Origin of the sequence: Bacillus seohaeanensis (assembly GCF_042684945.1) — a bacterium.
Classification (GTDB): domain Bacteria; phylum Bacillota; class Bacilli; order Bacillales; family Bacillaceae_B; genus Rossellomorea; species Rossellomorea seohaeanensis.
On record NZ_JBHUMF010000002.1, the window covers coordinates 154,643 to 168,586 of the forward strand.

General features: G+C 38.8%; 15 protein-coding genes and 1 tRNA gene. 14 read left to right on the forward strand and 2 right to left on the reverse strand.

The window, feature by feature from the left end:
* The 6 genes from hisH (at position 1) to trxB (ending at position 5,600) form a co-directional block, all read left to right on the forward strand.
* On the forward strand, positions 1-642 hold the full coding sequence (hisH, locus tag ACFSUL_RS01320; RefSeq protein ID WP_377931976.1) for an imidazole glycerol phosphate synthase subunit HisH: 642 nt from the start codon (positions 1-3) through the stop codon (positions 640-642).
* Positions 639-1,373 carry a 1-(5-phosphoribosyl)-5-[(5-phosphoribosylamino)methylideneamino]imidazole-4-carboxamide isomerase gene (gene hisA / locus ACFSUL_RS01325; RefSeq protein ID WP_377931978.1) on the forward strand — a complete coding sequence of 245 codons (735 nt, stop codon included), beginning with the start codon at positions 639-641 and terminating at the stop codon, positions 1,371-1,373. The genes hisH and hisA overlap by 4 nt, the downstream gene beginning before the upstream one ends.
* Positions 1,367-2,125 (forward strand): imidazole glycerol phosphate synthase subunit HisF, encoded by a 759-nt coding sequence (hisF, locus tag ACFSUL_RS01330; RefSeq protein ID WP_377931979.1) that lies wholly within the window; start codon positions 1,367-1,369, stop codon positions 2,123-2,125. The genes hisA and hisF overlap by 7 nt, the downstream gene beginning before the upstream one ends.
* A complete protein-coding gene (gene hisIE, locus ACFSUL_RS01335) occupies positions 2,122-2,778 on the forward strand; it encodes a bifunctional phosphoribosyl-AMP cyclohydrolase/phosphoribosyl-ATP diphosphatase HisIE (protein WP_377931981.1) in 657 nt (218 codons plus the stop codon). The genes hisF and hisIE overlap by 4 nt, the downstream gene beginning before the upstream one ends.
* A 204-nt stretch (positions 2,779-2,982) precedes the next feature.
* Positions 2,983-4,494 (forward strand): tetratricopeptide repeat protein, encoded by a 1,512-nt coding sequence (locus ACFSUL_RS01340; protein ID WP_377931983.1) that lies wholly within the window; start codon positions 2,983-2,985, stop codon positions 4,492-4,494.
* Between the two features lie 161 nt (positions 4,495-4,655).
* On the forward strand, positions 4,656-5,600 hold the full coding sequence (trxB, locus tag ACFSUL_RS01345; RefSeq protein ID WP_377931985.1) for a thioredoxin-disulfide reductase: 945 nt from the start codon (positions 4,656-4,658) through the stop codon (positions 5,598-5,600).
* Positions 5,601-5,979: 379 nt separating this feature from the next.
* Here trxB and ACFSUL_RS01350 read toward each other — a convergent pair whose 3' ends face one another.
* Positions 5,980-6,138 (reverse strand): Fur-regulated basic protein FbpA, encoded by a 159-nt coding sequence (locus ACFSUL_RS01350; protein ID WP_377931987.1) that lies wholly within the window; start codon positions 6,136-6,138, stop codon positions 5,980-5,982.
* A 191-nt stretch (positions 6,139-6,329) separates the two neighbouring features.
* Here ACFSUL_RS01350 and ACFSUL_RS01355 point away from each other — a divergent pair, with 191 nt between their 5' ends.
* The 7 genes from ACFSUL_RS01355 to ACFSUL_RS01385 all read left to right on the forward strand — a co-directional run bounded on the left by ACFSUL_RS01355 (position 6,330) and on the right by ACFSUL_RS01385 (position 11,934).
* Entirely contained in the window at positions 6,330-6,650 is a 321-nt protein-coding gene (locus ACFSUL_RS01355) for a MerR family transcriptional regulator (RefSeq protein ID WP_071410780.1), read from the forward strand.
* A 66-nt stretch (positions 6,651-6,716) separates the two neighbouring features.
* Positions 6,717-7,622, forward strand: a complete 906-nt coding sequence (locus ACFSUL_RS01360; protein ID WP_377931989.1) for an SDR family oxidoreductase — start codon at positions 6,717-6,719, stop codon at positions 7,620-7,622.
* Positions 7,623-8,161: 539 nt separating this feature from the next.
* The gene (locus ACFSUL_RS01365; RefSeq protein WP_377931990.1) at positions 8,162-8,620 is read left to right on the forward strand and encodes an 8-oxo-dGTP diphosphatase; all 459 of its coding nucleotides are present in this window, start codon (positions 8,162-8,164) and stop codon (positions 8,618-8,620) included.
* 29 nt (positions 8,621-8,649) lie between these two features.
* Positions 8,650-9,546, forward strand: coding sequence for an RNase adapter RapZ (rapZ, locus tag ACFSUL_RS01370; protein WP_377931991.1), 897 nt, complete (start codon positions 8,650-8,652; stop codon positions 9,544-9,546).
* A complete protein-coding gene (locus ACFSUL_RS01375) occupies positions 9,543-10,502 on the forward strand; it encodes a gluconeogenesis factor YvcK family protein (RefSeq protein WP_377931993.1) in 960 nt (319 codons plus the stop codon). The genes rapZ and ACFSUL_RS01375 overlap by 4 nt, the downstream gene beginning before the upstream one ends.
* 42 nt (positions 10,503-10,544) lie before the next feature.
* The gene (gene whiA / locus ACFSUL_RS01380; protein WP_377931994.1) at positions 10,545-11,489 is read left to right on the forward strand and encodes a DNA-binding protein WhiA; all 945 of its coding nucleotides are present in this window, start codon (positions 10,545-10,547) and stop codon (positions 11,487-11,489) included.
* 187 nt (positions 11,490-11,676) lie between these two features.
* Positions 11,677-11,934, forward strand: a complete 258-nt coding sequence (locus ACFSUL_RS01385; RefSeq protein WP_377931996.1) for an HPr family phosphocarrier protein — start codon at positions 11,677-11,679, stop codon at positions 11,932-11,934.
* A gap of 249 nt (positions 11,935-12,183) precedes the next feature.
* Here the strand turns inward: ACFSUL_RS01385 and clpP are convergent, their stop codons facing one another.
* A complete protein-coding gene (clpP, locus tag ACFSUL_RS01390; RefSeq protein ID WP_377931998.1) occupies positions 12,184-12,780 on the reverse strand; it encodes an ATP-dependent Clp endopeptidase proteolytic subunit ClpP in 597 nt (198 codons plus the stop codon).
* A 550-nt stretch (positions 12,781-13,330) separates the two neighbouring features.
* On the opposite strand from clpP, the gene ACFSUL_RS01395 reads away from it, so the two are divergent.
* A tRNA-Arg gene (locus ACFSUL_RS01395) sits at positions 13,331-13,402 on the forward strand.
* The last annotated feature ends 542 nt before the right edge of the window (positions 13,403-13,944 follow it).

A 13,944-nucleotide genomic window follows, 5' to 3' on the forward strand; every position in this document is an offset into this window, starting at 1 on the left:
GTGATCGGTATTGTTGATTATGGTATGGGGAATTTGTTTAGCGTTAGTAAGGCGTTAGAACGCTTAAATGTCCCGTATTTTATTTCAGATAATAAAGAGAAATTATTAGAGGCAGACGGTTTACTCTTACCTGGTGTTGGGGCTTTCCGTGATGCAATGGAACTGCTAAAAGAAACATCTCTTGACGAAACAATTAAGAGCTTTGTTCAGAAAGGCAAGCCGCTACTTGGGATTTGCCTTGGTATGCAGTTATTATTCGAAAGTAGTGAAGAAAATGGAAAAGTTGAAGGACTAGGCCTACTTTCTGGAGACGCTGTGCGAATCCCAAGTCGTGACAATAAAGGAAAAGAGTATAAGGTACCTCATATGGGGTGGAATTTTGTTTCCTTTCAAACGCCATCTTCTATTACGGCTAATGTAAAAGAAGACTATGTATATTTTGTCCATTCCTATTACATAAAAGATGTTCCAAACGAAAACCTTGTTGGTTCGGCAGAATATGCAGGTGTAACGATTCCTGCCATCGTTGGCAGTGGAACTATTTTGGGGATGCAGTTTCACCCAGAAAAAAGCGGTGAACTGGGAATGAAATTATTTAAACGTTTTACAGATCTTGTTCAACAATCGGAGGTGATTCGATGAGTTTTACGATTTATCCAGCTATTGATATGCGCGGAGGAAAATGTGTCCGCTTAGTTCAAGGAGATTATAACCAAGAAACAGTGTATGGCGACTCCCCATTTGACATGGCAAAGCAGTTTGTTGATGAGGGAGCAGAGTGGATTCATATGGTTGATCTTGATGGTGCAAAAGAAGGTTCGAGGATTAATGATAAATTTGTTATTAAGGTTGCAAAAGAACTTCCCGCGAAGGTTCAGGTTGGTGGCGGTATCCGAACGGAAAAGGATATTGAACATTACTTGAATAATGGTGTCGACCGCGTCATCATCGGAAGTATTGCTGTTTCTAATCCTGATCTTGTTAAGACATGGCTATCTACTTATAAAGAAAAAATCGTCATCGGTTTGGATGCAAAAGATGGCTTTGTTGCAACACATGGTTGGATTGAAACGTCGAAAACAACAGCGGTTGACCTTGGAAAAGAATTAGCAGAAGCAGGCGCAGAAACATTTATCTTTACCGATATCGCAACGGATGGAATGCTCTCGGGACCGAACGTGGAAGCTGTTTCTCTTTTAGCAAAAGAAACAGAAAAAGCTGTCATTGCCTCAGGTGGCGTTAGTTCGTTAGAGGACTTGAGAATACTGAAGCAATCGGAAAAAGCTGGGGTAGCAGGAGCGATATGTGGCAAGTCTCTTTATACCGGTAAGTTCACAGTAAAAGAAGCAGTAAAAGAGGTGAGAGGATGCTAACAAAAAGAATCATTCCATGCTTAGATGTGAAGGAAGGTCGTGTTGTAAAAGGAATTCAGTTTCTTTCTTTAAAGGACGCGGGGGATCCTGTTGAACTTGCAAAAGTTTATGATAAACAAGGTGCGGATGAGTTAGTTTTTCTAGATATTTCAGCATCCCATGAAGGGCGCAAAACAATGGTGGAAGTTGTTCAATCCGTTGCTGCTGAACTTGCTATTCCATTCACAGTTGGCGGTGGAATCAACTCTGTTGAGGATATGAAAAAAATACTGCGTGCAGGTGCAGATAAGGTCTCCCTTAATACAGCAGCTATTCTTCGTCCGGAGCTTATTACTGAAGGTGCAGATTTCTTTGGGTCTCAATGTATTGTAGTGGCGATCGATGCCAAGTTTGACGAAGAAACAGGTGGATGGAAAGTTTATACACATGGTGGTAGAAACGTGACAGAAAAAGATGCAGTAGATTGGGCAAAAGAAGTAGCCGCATTAGGTGCAGGAGAAATCTTGTTAACAAGCATGGATAGTGATGGGGAGAAGAAAGGTTTTAATATTGAGCTAACCAAAGCTGTTAGTGAAGCAGTTTCCATTCCTGTTATTGCATCTGGAGGAGCAGGAAATGCAGAACACTTCGCCGGCGCTTTCGTAAAAGGAAAAGCGGATGCAGCACTAGCAGCCTCAATTTTTCATTATAAAGAAACAAGTGTAAATGAAGTGAAAAAATATTTACGTGCTATGGAGGTACATGTTCGATGAAAACAAAAGACCTAATAGAATCTATAAAATATGATGAGAAAGGGCTTGTTCCTGCTATTGTCCAAGATGCCTCTTCGAAAGAAGTACTTACACTAGCTTATATGAATAGTGAGTCGTTGGGTAAAACATTAGAAACGAATGAAACATGGTTTTATTCCCGTTCGCGCCAGCAATTATGGCATAAAGGGGAAACGAGCGGTAATGTACAAGAAGTGGTGGAGATAAAGTGGGACTGTGACAAAGATGCAATTTTACTACTTGTTAATCCGAGTGGTCCGGCTTGCCATAAAGGGTCTGTAAGCTGTTTTGAAGATTCCGTTGTTAGAGAGGAAAACACTAAAGAAGAGTTGGGTGAAGTATCACTTGATCCTGAAAAAATCCTTTTCACACTAGAAAAGCTTATTGCGGACCGGGAAATAGAAAAACCTGACGGAGCATACACAACCTACCTATTTGAAAAAGGGGTAGATAAAATCCTTAAAAAGGTTGGAGAAGAGGCATCAGAAGTTATTATTGCTGCTAAAAATAGAGACAGCGAAGAATTAAAATGGGAAGTGGCAGACCTCTTCTACCATGTATTAGTCCTTCTCCGCGAACAAAAACTTCCTCTAAATGAGGTTTTACAGGTACTAATAGAAAGACATAACAAATAAAAGAAAGTGCGTTTATTCTAGATCGTTGGAATAAACGCACTTTCTTTAACGTTTTAGCAGGGTGAGGGACGGACCTCTGAGGAGGTCCGTCCCTCACCCTGCTAAAGTGCTGTCAGCCCACATGTTTACTTATTTTGGGTGTTTAAGTAACGTTTTATTGTATGGTATACTACGATAGTTACTATGAACGTTCGGAGGACTTCTATGAGAAAAGGGTCAAAAGCAAGTAAGGAAAGAACGAATGTGCTATCTTTTGTCCCGACAGGCGAGTATTACTTTAATAAAGGAATGAGAGCCTATCATCGTCGGGAATTAAAAAAAGCATTAAAATATTTAAATAGAGCTATTCAATTAGAACCATTAGAGCCGATGATTGCCTGTCAGTTAGGCATCGTTTACACGGAACTCGGTGAATATAAAAAATCGAATGATCAACTTCATAAAGTTGTGGATGAACTGGACCCTCAGATGGTCGAATGTCGTTATTTTCTTGCCAATAATTATGCACATCTCGGGTTGTTTAAAGAAGCCTATGAACAGGTGACTATCTATTTGGACCAAGATGAATATGGTGAATTTGTTGAGGATGCCGAAGACTTGTTAGAGGTACTAGAATTAGATGGCGATGAAACGATGGAATCATTATATGAGCACGATGAATTGATTATAAAGCAAGAAAAAGCTAGAGAGCTTCTAGAGTCTGGTAATTTTCAAAAAGCAGTCGATACGCTAACAGAAGTAATTCAAAACTATCCAGAGTTTTGGTCAGCTTACAATAATCTTGCACTTGCCTATTTCTACCTTGGAGAAGTGGAGAAAGCTTCAGCTACATTAGAAGAAGTGCTCGAAAAAAATCCAGGTAACCTCCATGCTCTTTGTAATACAGCTGTTTTTTATTATTACCAAAAACGTGATGATGAACTAGCTGAATTAGTGGCAGGTTTGGAAAAAGTAAGACCTTTATTATTTGAACATCGCTTTAAACTCGGGGCTACTTTTGCATTAATTGGCAAATACAATAAAGCATATGAGTGGTTAAAGTCTTTACAAAAGCAAGGATTTGAGGGCGATGGTGGCTTTTATTATTGGTTGTCTCATTCTGCCTTTCATACAGGACATCGTCAAACAGCGGAATCAGCTTGGAAAAAGGTATTAGAAGTAAACCCGGAAAAAGAGGGATTAGAACCTTGGAATGAAGAAAGAAATCCTGAAGGTTTTGAAAACCATATACCATCTATTCTAAAAAAGCTTCAAAGTGAGACAAGTGAGGAAAAACTTTTTGGCCTATTTCTTGTTTCCGTATCTCAGTTCCAAAAGGAAATTTTATCTCACGCAGATTTTTGCGATATAGAAGACTTATCAATATTGGAAAAATTATATTTAGCAGAAGTGTTAAATAAAAATGTGAACAGTTCTATTAAAGTGAATAAAGAAGTGCAGAATATCCACGGAATTGCTCATCTTTTGTATCAACATCACAAGCCTGTCGATGCAATCGATTCTGGTTTATTTTTAACATGGTTTCACGCTGCCCACCGCGGAATAAAAAAAGGCGAAGAATTTAAAAACCTTAGTGCTTTTGCGGCTGCAATCGAATATGTGTGGCGTCGGATTCGAAGTGAAAAGAAGACAAAAAAAGAAATCAGTGAACAATACGGTGTTTCTACAAGTACATTGACAAAATATATTGGAATAGTAGAAAGCTACCTACCGTGAGCATAAATTTGGACGAAGGCTTGTTAATTTTATAGGATAGGATAAGAAAGTAAATACTATAAAAAGACATGAGCAAAATCGTGCTTTGTGCGCTTTTTCTCACTCAGTGGGAGAACTCAAAGTATTGATATAGTAATCAGGTCGAAAGGAGTGCTTGAACTATGTCTGAAGAGAAAATTTATGATGTAATTATTATCGGTGCTGGACCAGCAGGAATGACAGCTGCTGTATACACAAGTCGTGCAAATCTTTCTACATTAATGATTGAGCGTGGCGTGCCTGGTGGGCAAATGGCGAATACGGAAGAGGTAGAAAATTACCCAGGATTCGACCATATTTTAGGTCCAGACCTATCAAATAAAATGTTCGATCATGCCAAAAAATTCGGTGCCGAATACGCTTACGGCGATATTAAAGAAATCGTAGACGGCGAAGAATATAAAACGGTAAAAGCAGGCTCAAAAGAATACAAAACGCGTGCTGTTATTATTTCTACAGGTGCTGAATATAAGAAAATTGGTGTTCCAGGTGAAAAAGAATTAGGCGGACGCGGTGTTTCTTATTGTGCTGTTTGTGATGGTGCATTCTTTAAAGGCAAAGATCTTGTCGTTGTAGGTGGAGGAGACTCTGCTGTTGAAGAAGGTGTATATTTGACTCGTTTTGCCAACAAGGTAACGATTATTCATCGTCGTGACGAGCTTCGTGCTCAAAAAATTCTTCAACAACGTGCGTTTGATAATGACAAAGTCGACTTTATTTGGAATCACACGGTTAAAGAAATCAACGATAAAGACGCTAAAGTTGGCAGTGTGACATTAGTTTCTACAGAAGACGGAGAAGAGCGCAATTTTGAAGCAGATGGTGTCTTCATTTACATTGGTATGGTTCCATTAACAAAACCATTTGAAAACCTTGGTATTACAAATGATATGGGCTATATCGAAACGAATGACCAAATGGAAACGAAGGTGCAGGGCATTTTTGCCGCTGGAGATGTGCGTGAAAAAACACTTCGTCAAATCGTAACAGCAACTGGTGACGGAAGTATCGCGGCACAAGCTGCACAACATTATGTAGAAGAATTAAAAGAAAAAATCAAAGCTTAAAAACAAAAGCGGAAGTGCCTTGGGAAACTCGTGAAGAAAATAGGGATTCCTCCCTGAAGGCGTTTTTTGCCTTTAGGGAGGAATCGTCTTTTTCACAGCGAGTTAGGCACTGGAGCTGGATGAAACAAAAGCGGAAGTGCCTTGGGAAACTCGCGAAGAAAATAGGGATTCCTCCCTGAAGGTGTTTTTTGCCTTTAGGGAGGAATCGTCTTTTTCACAGCGAGTTAGGCACTGGAGCTGGATGAAACAAAAGCGGAAGTGCCTTGGGAAACTCGCGAAGAAAATAGGGATTTCTCCCTGAAGGCGATTTTGGCCTTTAGAGAGGAATCACCTTTTTCACAGCGAGATAAATAAAAAACCCTGAAATGAAGCGTTCATTTCAGGGTTTTTTATTTTGAAATTTCTTATATACAGATTCCAACTCAGATAAAGTCAATTTTTCGATAGATGAACTTGTTGATTGGAATACCCCTTTTTGAATCAATAATTTGATAAAATACTGTCGCCTCTTCTCAACCGCCTCTCGTAAATAGGTCATCTTCCCAACTCCTTATATGAATTTTAATAAAATTATCGCTAGGCAATATGGATGTTTCAACTTTCTTGTTAAGCCTTATTACATACTTTTTATTTTTATGTTAGAAAACCTTACAAAGAGAGTGAAAATTCACTTTTTTTATATGTATAATAAAAATAAATGGTGCGACTGACAGAGAGGGATGGTAAGGAGTGGCAAAAGAAATTTCCTACAAGGAAAGAAAAGTAATAAGTATAGGGGTTGTTAGCGAATTAACGGGATTGTCAGAAAGACAAATAAGGTACTACGAACAGAAAAAACTTTTATCCCCAGAACGGTCTAATAAAGGGTATCGAAAATATTCTTTTTTAGATGTTGAAACGTTAATTGAAATAGCTAACCAGAGGGAGGAAGGAGTTCCGACTGGTGAAATAAAAGAAGAGCTTGAGAAAAAATATAAAAAGGGTAGCAAACTTCACAAAAAAATGATCAGTGGTCAAATTAATGCCCAATTTGGTACGCATAAAAAATAATATTTCCTCACTTCTGCATCCCTTTTGAATAGGCTAATGAGAATAGTTTAGTAAGGAGGTAAAGGGATGTATCCGCAATATCCTTATTACACAACAACAACAAAGTGCGAACAGAAGCCCCTTTCTTTTCCGCCTCAGCATCAATTGCGCCAGCCTGGCCTTGAAACATTAATGAACCCTAGGCCGATAGTGGAGAATCCGAATTACACAGGCAGTAACAAGCTAAAAGATAAAGTAGCTATTATTACTGGTGGTGACAGTGGGATAGGTGCGGCGACAGCAATTGCATTTGCAAAAGAGGGAGCAGATATTGTTATTCCCTATTATTCTGAATATGAAAATGCTGATGCGTTTAGGACAAAGAACAGGATAGAAGCGTTAGGGAGAAGATGCCTATTAATTACGGGGGACTTAGGTGACCGAAGACAAAGTAAATATGTTGTAGAACAAACGCTGAAATATTTTGGGAAAATCAATATTCTTGTTAATAATCACGCCGTTCAATATACGCAAGCTAAGTTGACGGATATAACGGATGAACAATGGGATAAAACGTTTAAAACGAATATTTATGGTTATTTTTATATGACTAGAGCTGTTCTCCCATATCTGACAAAGGGGGATACTATTATCAATACTGCTTCTGTAGTTGCGTATGAAGGAAATAAGCAACTGATCGATTACACTGCAACAAAAGGAGCGATAATTGGCTTTACAAGAGCGCTTTCGCAAAATGTTGTAGAGGACGATATTCGTGTTAATGCGGTAGCGCCCGGACCAATCTGGACACCGCTTATTCCATCTAGTTTTTCAGCTGAAAAGGTGGAGACATTTGGGTTGGATGTACCGATGAAAAGGGCAGGGCAACCTTTTGAACTAGCCCCTGCTTATGTATACCTTGCTTCAGATGATTCCCGTTATGTGACAGGGCAGGTTATCCATGTAAATGGTGGTACGATGGTAAGCTCTTAAAACGGAATTTGGTTAGTGGCTAGTTTTTTGTTTTGGGTATAAATAAAGTAAGTAAACATATAGTAGAAACTTAATCGCTGTGTTGTGGAGAGTTCACGAGAATTATTGAGGTGACTTAATAATTCCGTAATCACCTTTTAAATCTGCTGTAACAGTAGTGAAACATTTATCAAGTATTATTGGGGTTAAGAAATTGACCCCCTTTTTAAGTAATAAATCCCATTAACGACACAGGAATCGCCTGTGTCTATTTTTTTACTTTTTTAGAAGGTGCCCCAAAAACTGTTGAACCTCACCGCGAATGCTAGGACGTGCTACTCGCTTCAGATGCATAGCGTCCTCATACTTGAACATTCCCTTAATTATTACTATATATAACAGTTTCAAAAATTTGCCGATACTCCCAAAGAAATCATTTCTCTTAACAAAGTACGTTCAATCGCAAACATTGTAGACCATCCCTAATCATAGTATAATGTAGAGAATGAGAAAGACTGAACAAGCTGTTTAATGACAGCAATGATTTTGAGGTGAATGGCTTGCAACGTGTCACAAATTGTTTATATCGAAAAGGAGACGACGTGCTTCTTCTACAAAAACCAAGAAGAAACTGGTGGGTCGCCCCAGGTGGTAAGATGGAGGCAGGAGAGTCCATCAAAGATGCTGTCATTAGAGAGTATCGTGAAGAAACAGGAATTTACTTAAAAAATCCTGCGTTAAAAGGTGTTTTCACTTTTATTATAAAAGAAGGCGATAAAATAGTATCCGAATGGATGATGTTCTCCTTCTTTGCAACAGAAGCAGACGGTGTTAATGTTTTGGAATCTGAGGAGGGGCTGTTGAAATGGCACCCTTTAGAGGAAATCAAGGAACTTCCAATGGCGGAAGGTGATCGCCATATTTTAGAATATTTATTGCATGGCAATGGTACAATCTATGGAACGTTCACGTATACGCCTGATTTCAAATTATTAGCATATCGGTTAGATCCTAGTTAATAAAAATCCAGAGTAAGTGAGGGAAGACAATGAGCACAGGTTCTAGTAATGATATTCAATTAGTCATAATTACAGGTATGTCCGGAGCTGGGAAAACCGTCGCAATTCAGAGTTTCGAAGATTTAGGATTCTTCTGTGTGGATAATTTACCTCCTACGCTCCTTCCCAAATTTTTGGAACTGATGAAAGAATCAGGGAATAAAATGAATAAAGTTGCATTAGTAATGGATTTAAGAGGAAGAGAATTTTTTGATCATCTTTTTCAAGCATTAGATGATCTTGCGGAAACTTCGTGGCTTACTCCGCAGATTTTATTTCTAGATGCGGATGATTCTGCACTTGTGCGACGGTACAAAGAAACGCGACGTTCCCACCCGCTTGCGCAATCAGGTCTTCCTCTCGAAGGAATTAGTCAAGAAAGGGAGCTTTTGGAGGAACTTAAGGGTAGAGCAAAACAAATTTATAATACTTCTACCATGAAACCGAGAGAGTTAAGGGAAAAAATTCTTACGGAATTTTCTATGAATAAACAGTCTATTTTTACGGTGAATGTGACTTCTTTCGGTTTTAAACACGGAATTCCGATTGATGCAGATCTTGTGTTTGATGTTCGTTTCCTTCCCAACCCACATTATATCGATCATATGCGCCCGCAAACGGGACTTGATGAAGATGTTTCGACCTATGTACTAAAGTGGAATGAAACACAGAAATTTCTTGAAAAGGTGACCGATTTACTAGGCTTTATGCTTCCTCACTATAAAAGGGAAGGGAAAAGCCAATTAGTGGTGGCAATTGGCTGTACTGGTGGACAACACCGTTCGGTTGCATTGTCGGAATATATCGGTCATTTCTTTGAAAAAGATTATCATACGAAGATTTCTCATCGAGATATTAAGAAGAGAAAGGATTCGACAACAACATGACAAAAACCGAGCTGCCTAAGGTCGTTATCATCGGAGGAGGAACAGGCCTCCCAGTCTTACTTCGTGGCTTAAAAAAATATCCAGTCGACATTGCTGCTATCGTGACGGTGGCAGATGATGGAGGGAGTTCAGGACGCTTGAGAGACAGTTTGCAAGTACCTCCTCCCGGTGATGTCAGGAATGTCCTTGCAGCACTTTCTGAAGTGGAACCACTTATAGAGCAAATGTTTCAACATCGCTTCAATACAACTAATGAACTATCAGGACATTCTCTGGGGAACTTAATAATTGCTGCATTAACCTCTATTACAGGTGACTTTGGTCACGCTATTCAAGAGATGAGCAGGGTGTTAAATGTAAAAGGGACGGTACTGCCAGCAGCGAATCAAAGTGTTGTATTGAACGCTGAAATGGACGATGGTACAGTCGTTTCAGGTGAATCGAAAATTCCGTTTTCTGGTAAAAAAATTAAACGCGTTTTTCTTACTCCTGAACCCGTACAACCTTTATGGGAGACAGTAAAGGCCGTACAGGATGCCGATTTGATTGTAATGGGACCTGGAAGTCTTTATACAAGCATTTTGCCAAATCTTTTAGTTCCGCAAATTGGCAAGGAAGTTTGTAAATCACAAGCAAAAAAATTATATGTCTGCAATATTATGACACAAGCAGGAGAAACGCTTCATTACACTGCGAGTGATCATGTAAAGGCTATTTATGATCATTTAGATCAGCCATTTATTGATGCTATCCTTGTTAATAATGAGCCGGTCCCACAGGAAATTCAGTCTCGTTATGATGAAGAACTTGCCAAACCGGTAGTTTTTGATGTAGATGCTCTTCAGAATATGGGATTAGACGTCATTTTTGATGAAGTCATTTCTTATAAAAATGGAGTAATTCGTCATAATACTGAACGGGTGGCGGAGATTATATATAATTTTTTACAAAAATAGCAAATAGGAATGCGAGCGTTTGCTTTAGGGGGTGACGATGGGATGTCATTTGCGTCAGAAACGAAAAAAGAGTTAACGAATATTGAAATTAAAGATTGTTGTTCCAGTGCGGAACTGTCTGCATTAATTCGTATGAATGGATCATTGTCGTTTTCTAATCAAATGTTGGTCGTTAATATTCAGACGGAGAACGCAGCGATTGCAAGAAGAATTTATACGCTAATTAAAAAAAGCTATGACACTCCTGTTGAACTTCTTGTCCGCAAAAAGATGCGTTTAAAGAAAAATAACGTCTATATTGTTCGAATTAAAGAGGATACAAAAGAGATTCTAGAAGACTTGCAAATCTTAGGTGATGGATTTACATTTGTCCATAATATCGCTCCAAGCTTGATTAAGAAGAAATGTTGCAAAAGGTCGTATTTAAGGGGAGCGTTTCTTGCGGGAGGATCTGTAAATAATCCAGAAACTTCTTCTTATCATCTAGAAGTGGCCTCCCTTTATCAAGAGCATAACCAAGCATTGTCTGAACTGATGAATTCGTTTGGATTAAACAGTAAAACATTAGAACGAAAAAAAGGTTTCATAACATATCTAAAAGAGGCGGAAAAGATAACCGAATTTCTTAATATCGTCGGTGCTCATCGTTCATTGCTTCGCTTTGAGGATGTTCGGATAGTTAGAGACATGAGAAATTCAGTTAACAGGTTAGTAAATTGTGAAACGGCTAATTTAAATAAAACAATTGGAGCGGCACTTAGACAAGTGGAGAACATTCGGCTAATTGAGCAGACTGTTGGACTCGGTGTACTTCCAGATAAGTTGCGGGAGATAGCGGAATTACGAGTTACTTATCAAGATGTTACATTAAAAGAATTAGGTGAAATGGTTTCTGGGGCAACGATAAGTAAATCTGGTATCAATCACCGCTTACGTAAAATTGATCAAATTGCGGACAGACTACGCAGTGGGGAAAAAGTACAGTGAATGGAAACTTCCATCATTTGATGGTGTTATGTAAAGTCAAAGTAAGTTTAGTGAATCACTTGAAAAGGGAATCCTTTTGAATGGTTCATTAAACTTTAAAAATATCCACTTATGTAAGCGCTATATTTTTAGAGGGCAGGAAATAATATATAATCATAGATAAAATTTGATAAGGGAGAGAGGACCTATGGTAGAAAAGCAAACGGAAGTTACACTGAAAACGGGATTGCAGGCTCGTCCGGCAGCGTTATTTGTGCAGGAGGCAAATCGTTTTTCTTCTGATATTTTTTTAGAGAGAGATGGAAAGAAAGTGAATGCTAAAAGTATTATGGGATTAATGAGCTTAGCTATTAGTACGGGTACTGCGATTACACTGATTGCAGATGGTAATGATGAAGAGGAAGCGGTCGGGGCACTAGTTGATTTTGTTCAGAAGGAAGGATAGTAATTTAATAGAAAAGAGAGTTATTTGAGGGAGTTTTCCTCAAATAACTCTTTTGTTGTTTTTTGTAAACGATACGCTTTCGCTTTTCTTATTTTCTTCGCAAGCTGAATAATCCGCTTCCGCTTTTCTATTTGCAAGCTTGTCTGAGGTTGCTTTCATAAAAACAGCTGAGATCAAGAAAGATCTCAGCTGTTTTTCCGAGAAAGTTTGGCGACTCTTAATGAGCCGTTTGTACTTTCGATTTTGTTATTATTTATTGTTCATGTCATTGCGAGTAATGATGCGGTCAATTAAACCGTATTCTTTTGCTCTTTCAGCAGTCATGAAGTTGTCGCGGTCTGTATCTTTTGCGATAACATCTAATGGTTGACCAGTACGATCAGAGAGAATTTGGTTTAGTTTTTCACGCAAGAAAAGAATGCGTTTTGCAGCAATTTCAATTTCCGTTGCTTGACCTTGTGCTCCGCCTAGCGGTTGGTGAATCATAACCTCTGCATTTGGAAGAGCAAGACGTTTGCCTTCTGCACCTGCTGCTAATAGGAAAGCACCCATAGATGCTGCCATTCCGATACAAATTGTTTGAACATCTGGTTTAATGTATTGAATTGTATCGTAAATAGCCATACCAGCAGTAATACTACCACCTGGTGAATTGATGTAAATAGAAATGTCTTTCTCAGGATTTTCGGATTCTAAGAATAGAAGCTGTGCTACAATGGAGTTTGCTACATTGTCATCAATAGCACTTCCTAGCATAATGACGCGGTCTTTTAAAAGGCGAGAATAAATATCGTAAGCTCGCTCACCACGATTTGTTTGTTCAATAACTGTAGGAATTAAGTTCATGCTTTTTTTCCTCCTCTAATATATATTGATCAATTCTTTGTAAAACCATATTTACTATGTACTGTAATCATACACTGTTGGTCAATTAAGGTCAAACTCTTTGCTTTTCAATTTCCTAATACAATCCTTTCTACATCATACCCATTGATTCCTTTTTTAAACAGGGGAAATGTTAATAGGAAGGGTACTATAAAATTCACGAGTTGAACGAGCTGCCTCCACTTTTCTGTCTGTCCAGCTCCAGCGGCTAGCCCCTCGAGGTCATAAGACCAGCATCCCAAAAAGGCAAAAAGCGCCTTTCCAGGATGCTGGTCTTATGCTTGTCGGGGCTGAACGAGCCGCCTCCGCTTTTCTATCTGTCCAGCTTCAGCGTTTAGCCCCTCGAGGTCATAAGTCAAGTATCCCCAAAAGGCAAAAAGCGCCTTTCTGGGATAATCGTCTTATGCTTGTCGGGGCTGATCAAGCCGCCTCCGCTTTTCTTATTGCAATTCGGTATTTTTTTTATTATAATATACATTTGTACGAGGCTATTAAACCTTTTATGACACAAGCCCTCGTGGTGTAACGGATAACACGTAAGATTCCGGTTCTTGAAATGGGGGTTCGATTCCCTCCGAGGGCGTAAAGTTATAAAAAAGGTGTATTTGCGATTTAGTAAACGCAAATACACCTTTTTTATTTTGGCTGTTTTCTCACAGATTGTTGTTTTTGCTTATGAATTTTGCCCGTTGATTTCCGCTACGGGAACAAGACCCTTCGGCTTCGCCTGTGGGGTCTCCCACTTCCCTCTCTTCCCGCAGGAATCAAGTGCCCTCCGCTCCAATCAACTCAGTAGGTCTAACTTAAATTCCGTTAAAAGCAATAATATTTACGAAAAACTTACACGGTGGCTGAAACGAAGCCGCCACCAGCTACTATAAAAAAGTAAATTTAGTGCCAAAGGGGTTTAGAATCGATTCATTTTGATTATCCTAAACGACTTTACGGTGCGTAAAAATATTTTTTCATACAAGCAGTCTTCATTTTTTTAATAACATATCTAAAATGACTTATAACAGTTTTTACGTTAATCTCCGAATTATCTCTAACTTTATTTGTTTTTGATAGCAATCAGCAGGGGTAAACTAAAAGTAGAAAAAATTATTATAAAATGAAACTTATCAC

Bases quoted from the DNA above. Each gene is read 5' to 3' on its own strand.
- hisA (WP_377931978.1), top strand. From the start codon at position 639: ATGAGTTTTACGATTTATCCAGCTATTGATATGCGCGGAGGAAAATGT.
- hisF (WP_377931979.1), top strand. From the start codon at position 1,367: ATGCTAACAAAAAGAATCATTCCATGCTTAGATGTGAAGGAAGGTCGT.
- hisIE (WP_377931981.1), top strand. From the start codon at position 2,122: ATGAAAACAAAAGACCTAATAGAATCTATAAAATATGATGAGAAAGGG.
- ACFSUL_RS01340 (WP_377931983.1), top strand. From the start codon at position 2,983: ATGAGAAAAGGGTCAAAAGCAAGTAAGGAAAGAACGAATGTGCTATCT.
- trxB (WP_377931985.1), top strand. From the start codon at position 4,656: ATGTCTGAAGAGAAAATTTATGATGTAATTATTATCGGTGCTGGACCA.
- ACFSUL_RS01350 (WP_377931987.1), bottom strand. From the start codon at position 6,138: ATGACCTATTTACGAGAGGCGGTTGAGAAGAGGCGACAGTATTTTATC.
- ACFSUL_RS01360 (WP_377931989.1), top strand. From the start codon at position 6,717: ATGTATCCGCAATATCCTTATTACACAACAACAACAAAGTGCGAACAG.
- rapZ (WP_377931991.1), top strand. From the start codon at position 8,650: ATGAGCACAGGTTCTAGTAATGATATTCAATTAGTCATAATTACAGGT.
- ACFSUL_RS01375 (WP_377931993.1), top strand. From the start codon at position 9,543: ATGACAAAAACCGAGCTGCCTAAGGTCGTTATCATCGGAGGAGGAACA.
- whiA (WP_377931994.1), top strand. From the start codon at position 10,545: ATGTCATTTGCGTCAGAAACGAAAAAAGAGTTAACGAATATTGAAATT.
- ACFSUL_RS01385 (WP_377931996.1), top strand. From the start codon at position 11,677: ATGGTAGAAAAGCAAACGGAAGTTACACTGAAAACGGGATTGCAGGCT.
- clpP (WP_377931998.1), bottom strand. From the start codon at position 12,780: ATGAACTTAATTCCTACAGTTATTGAACAAACAAATCGTGGTGAGCGA.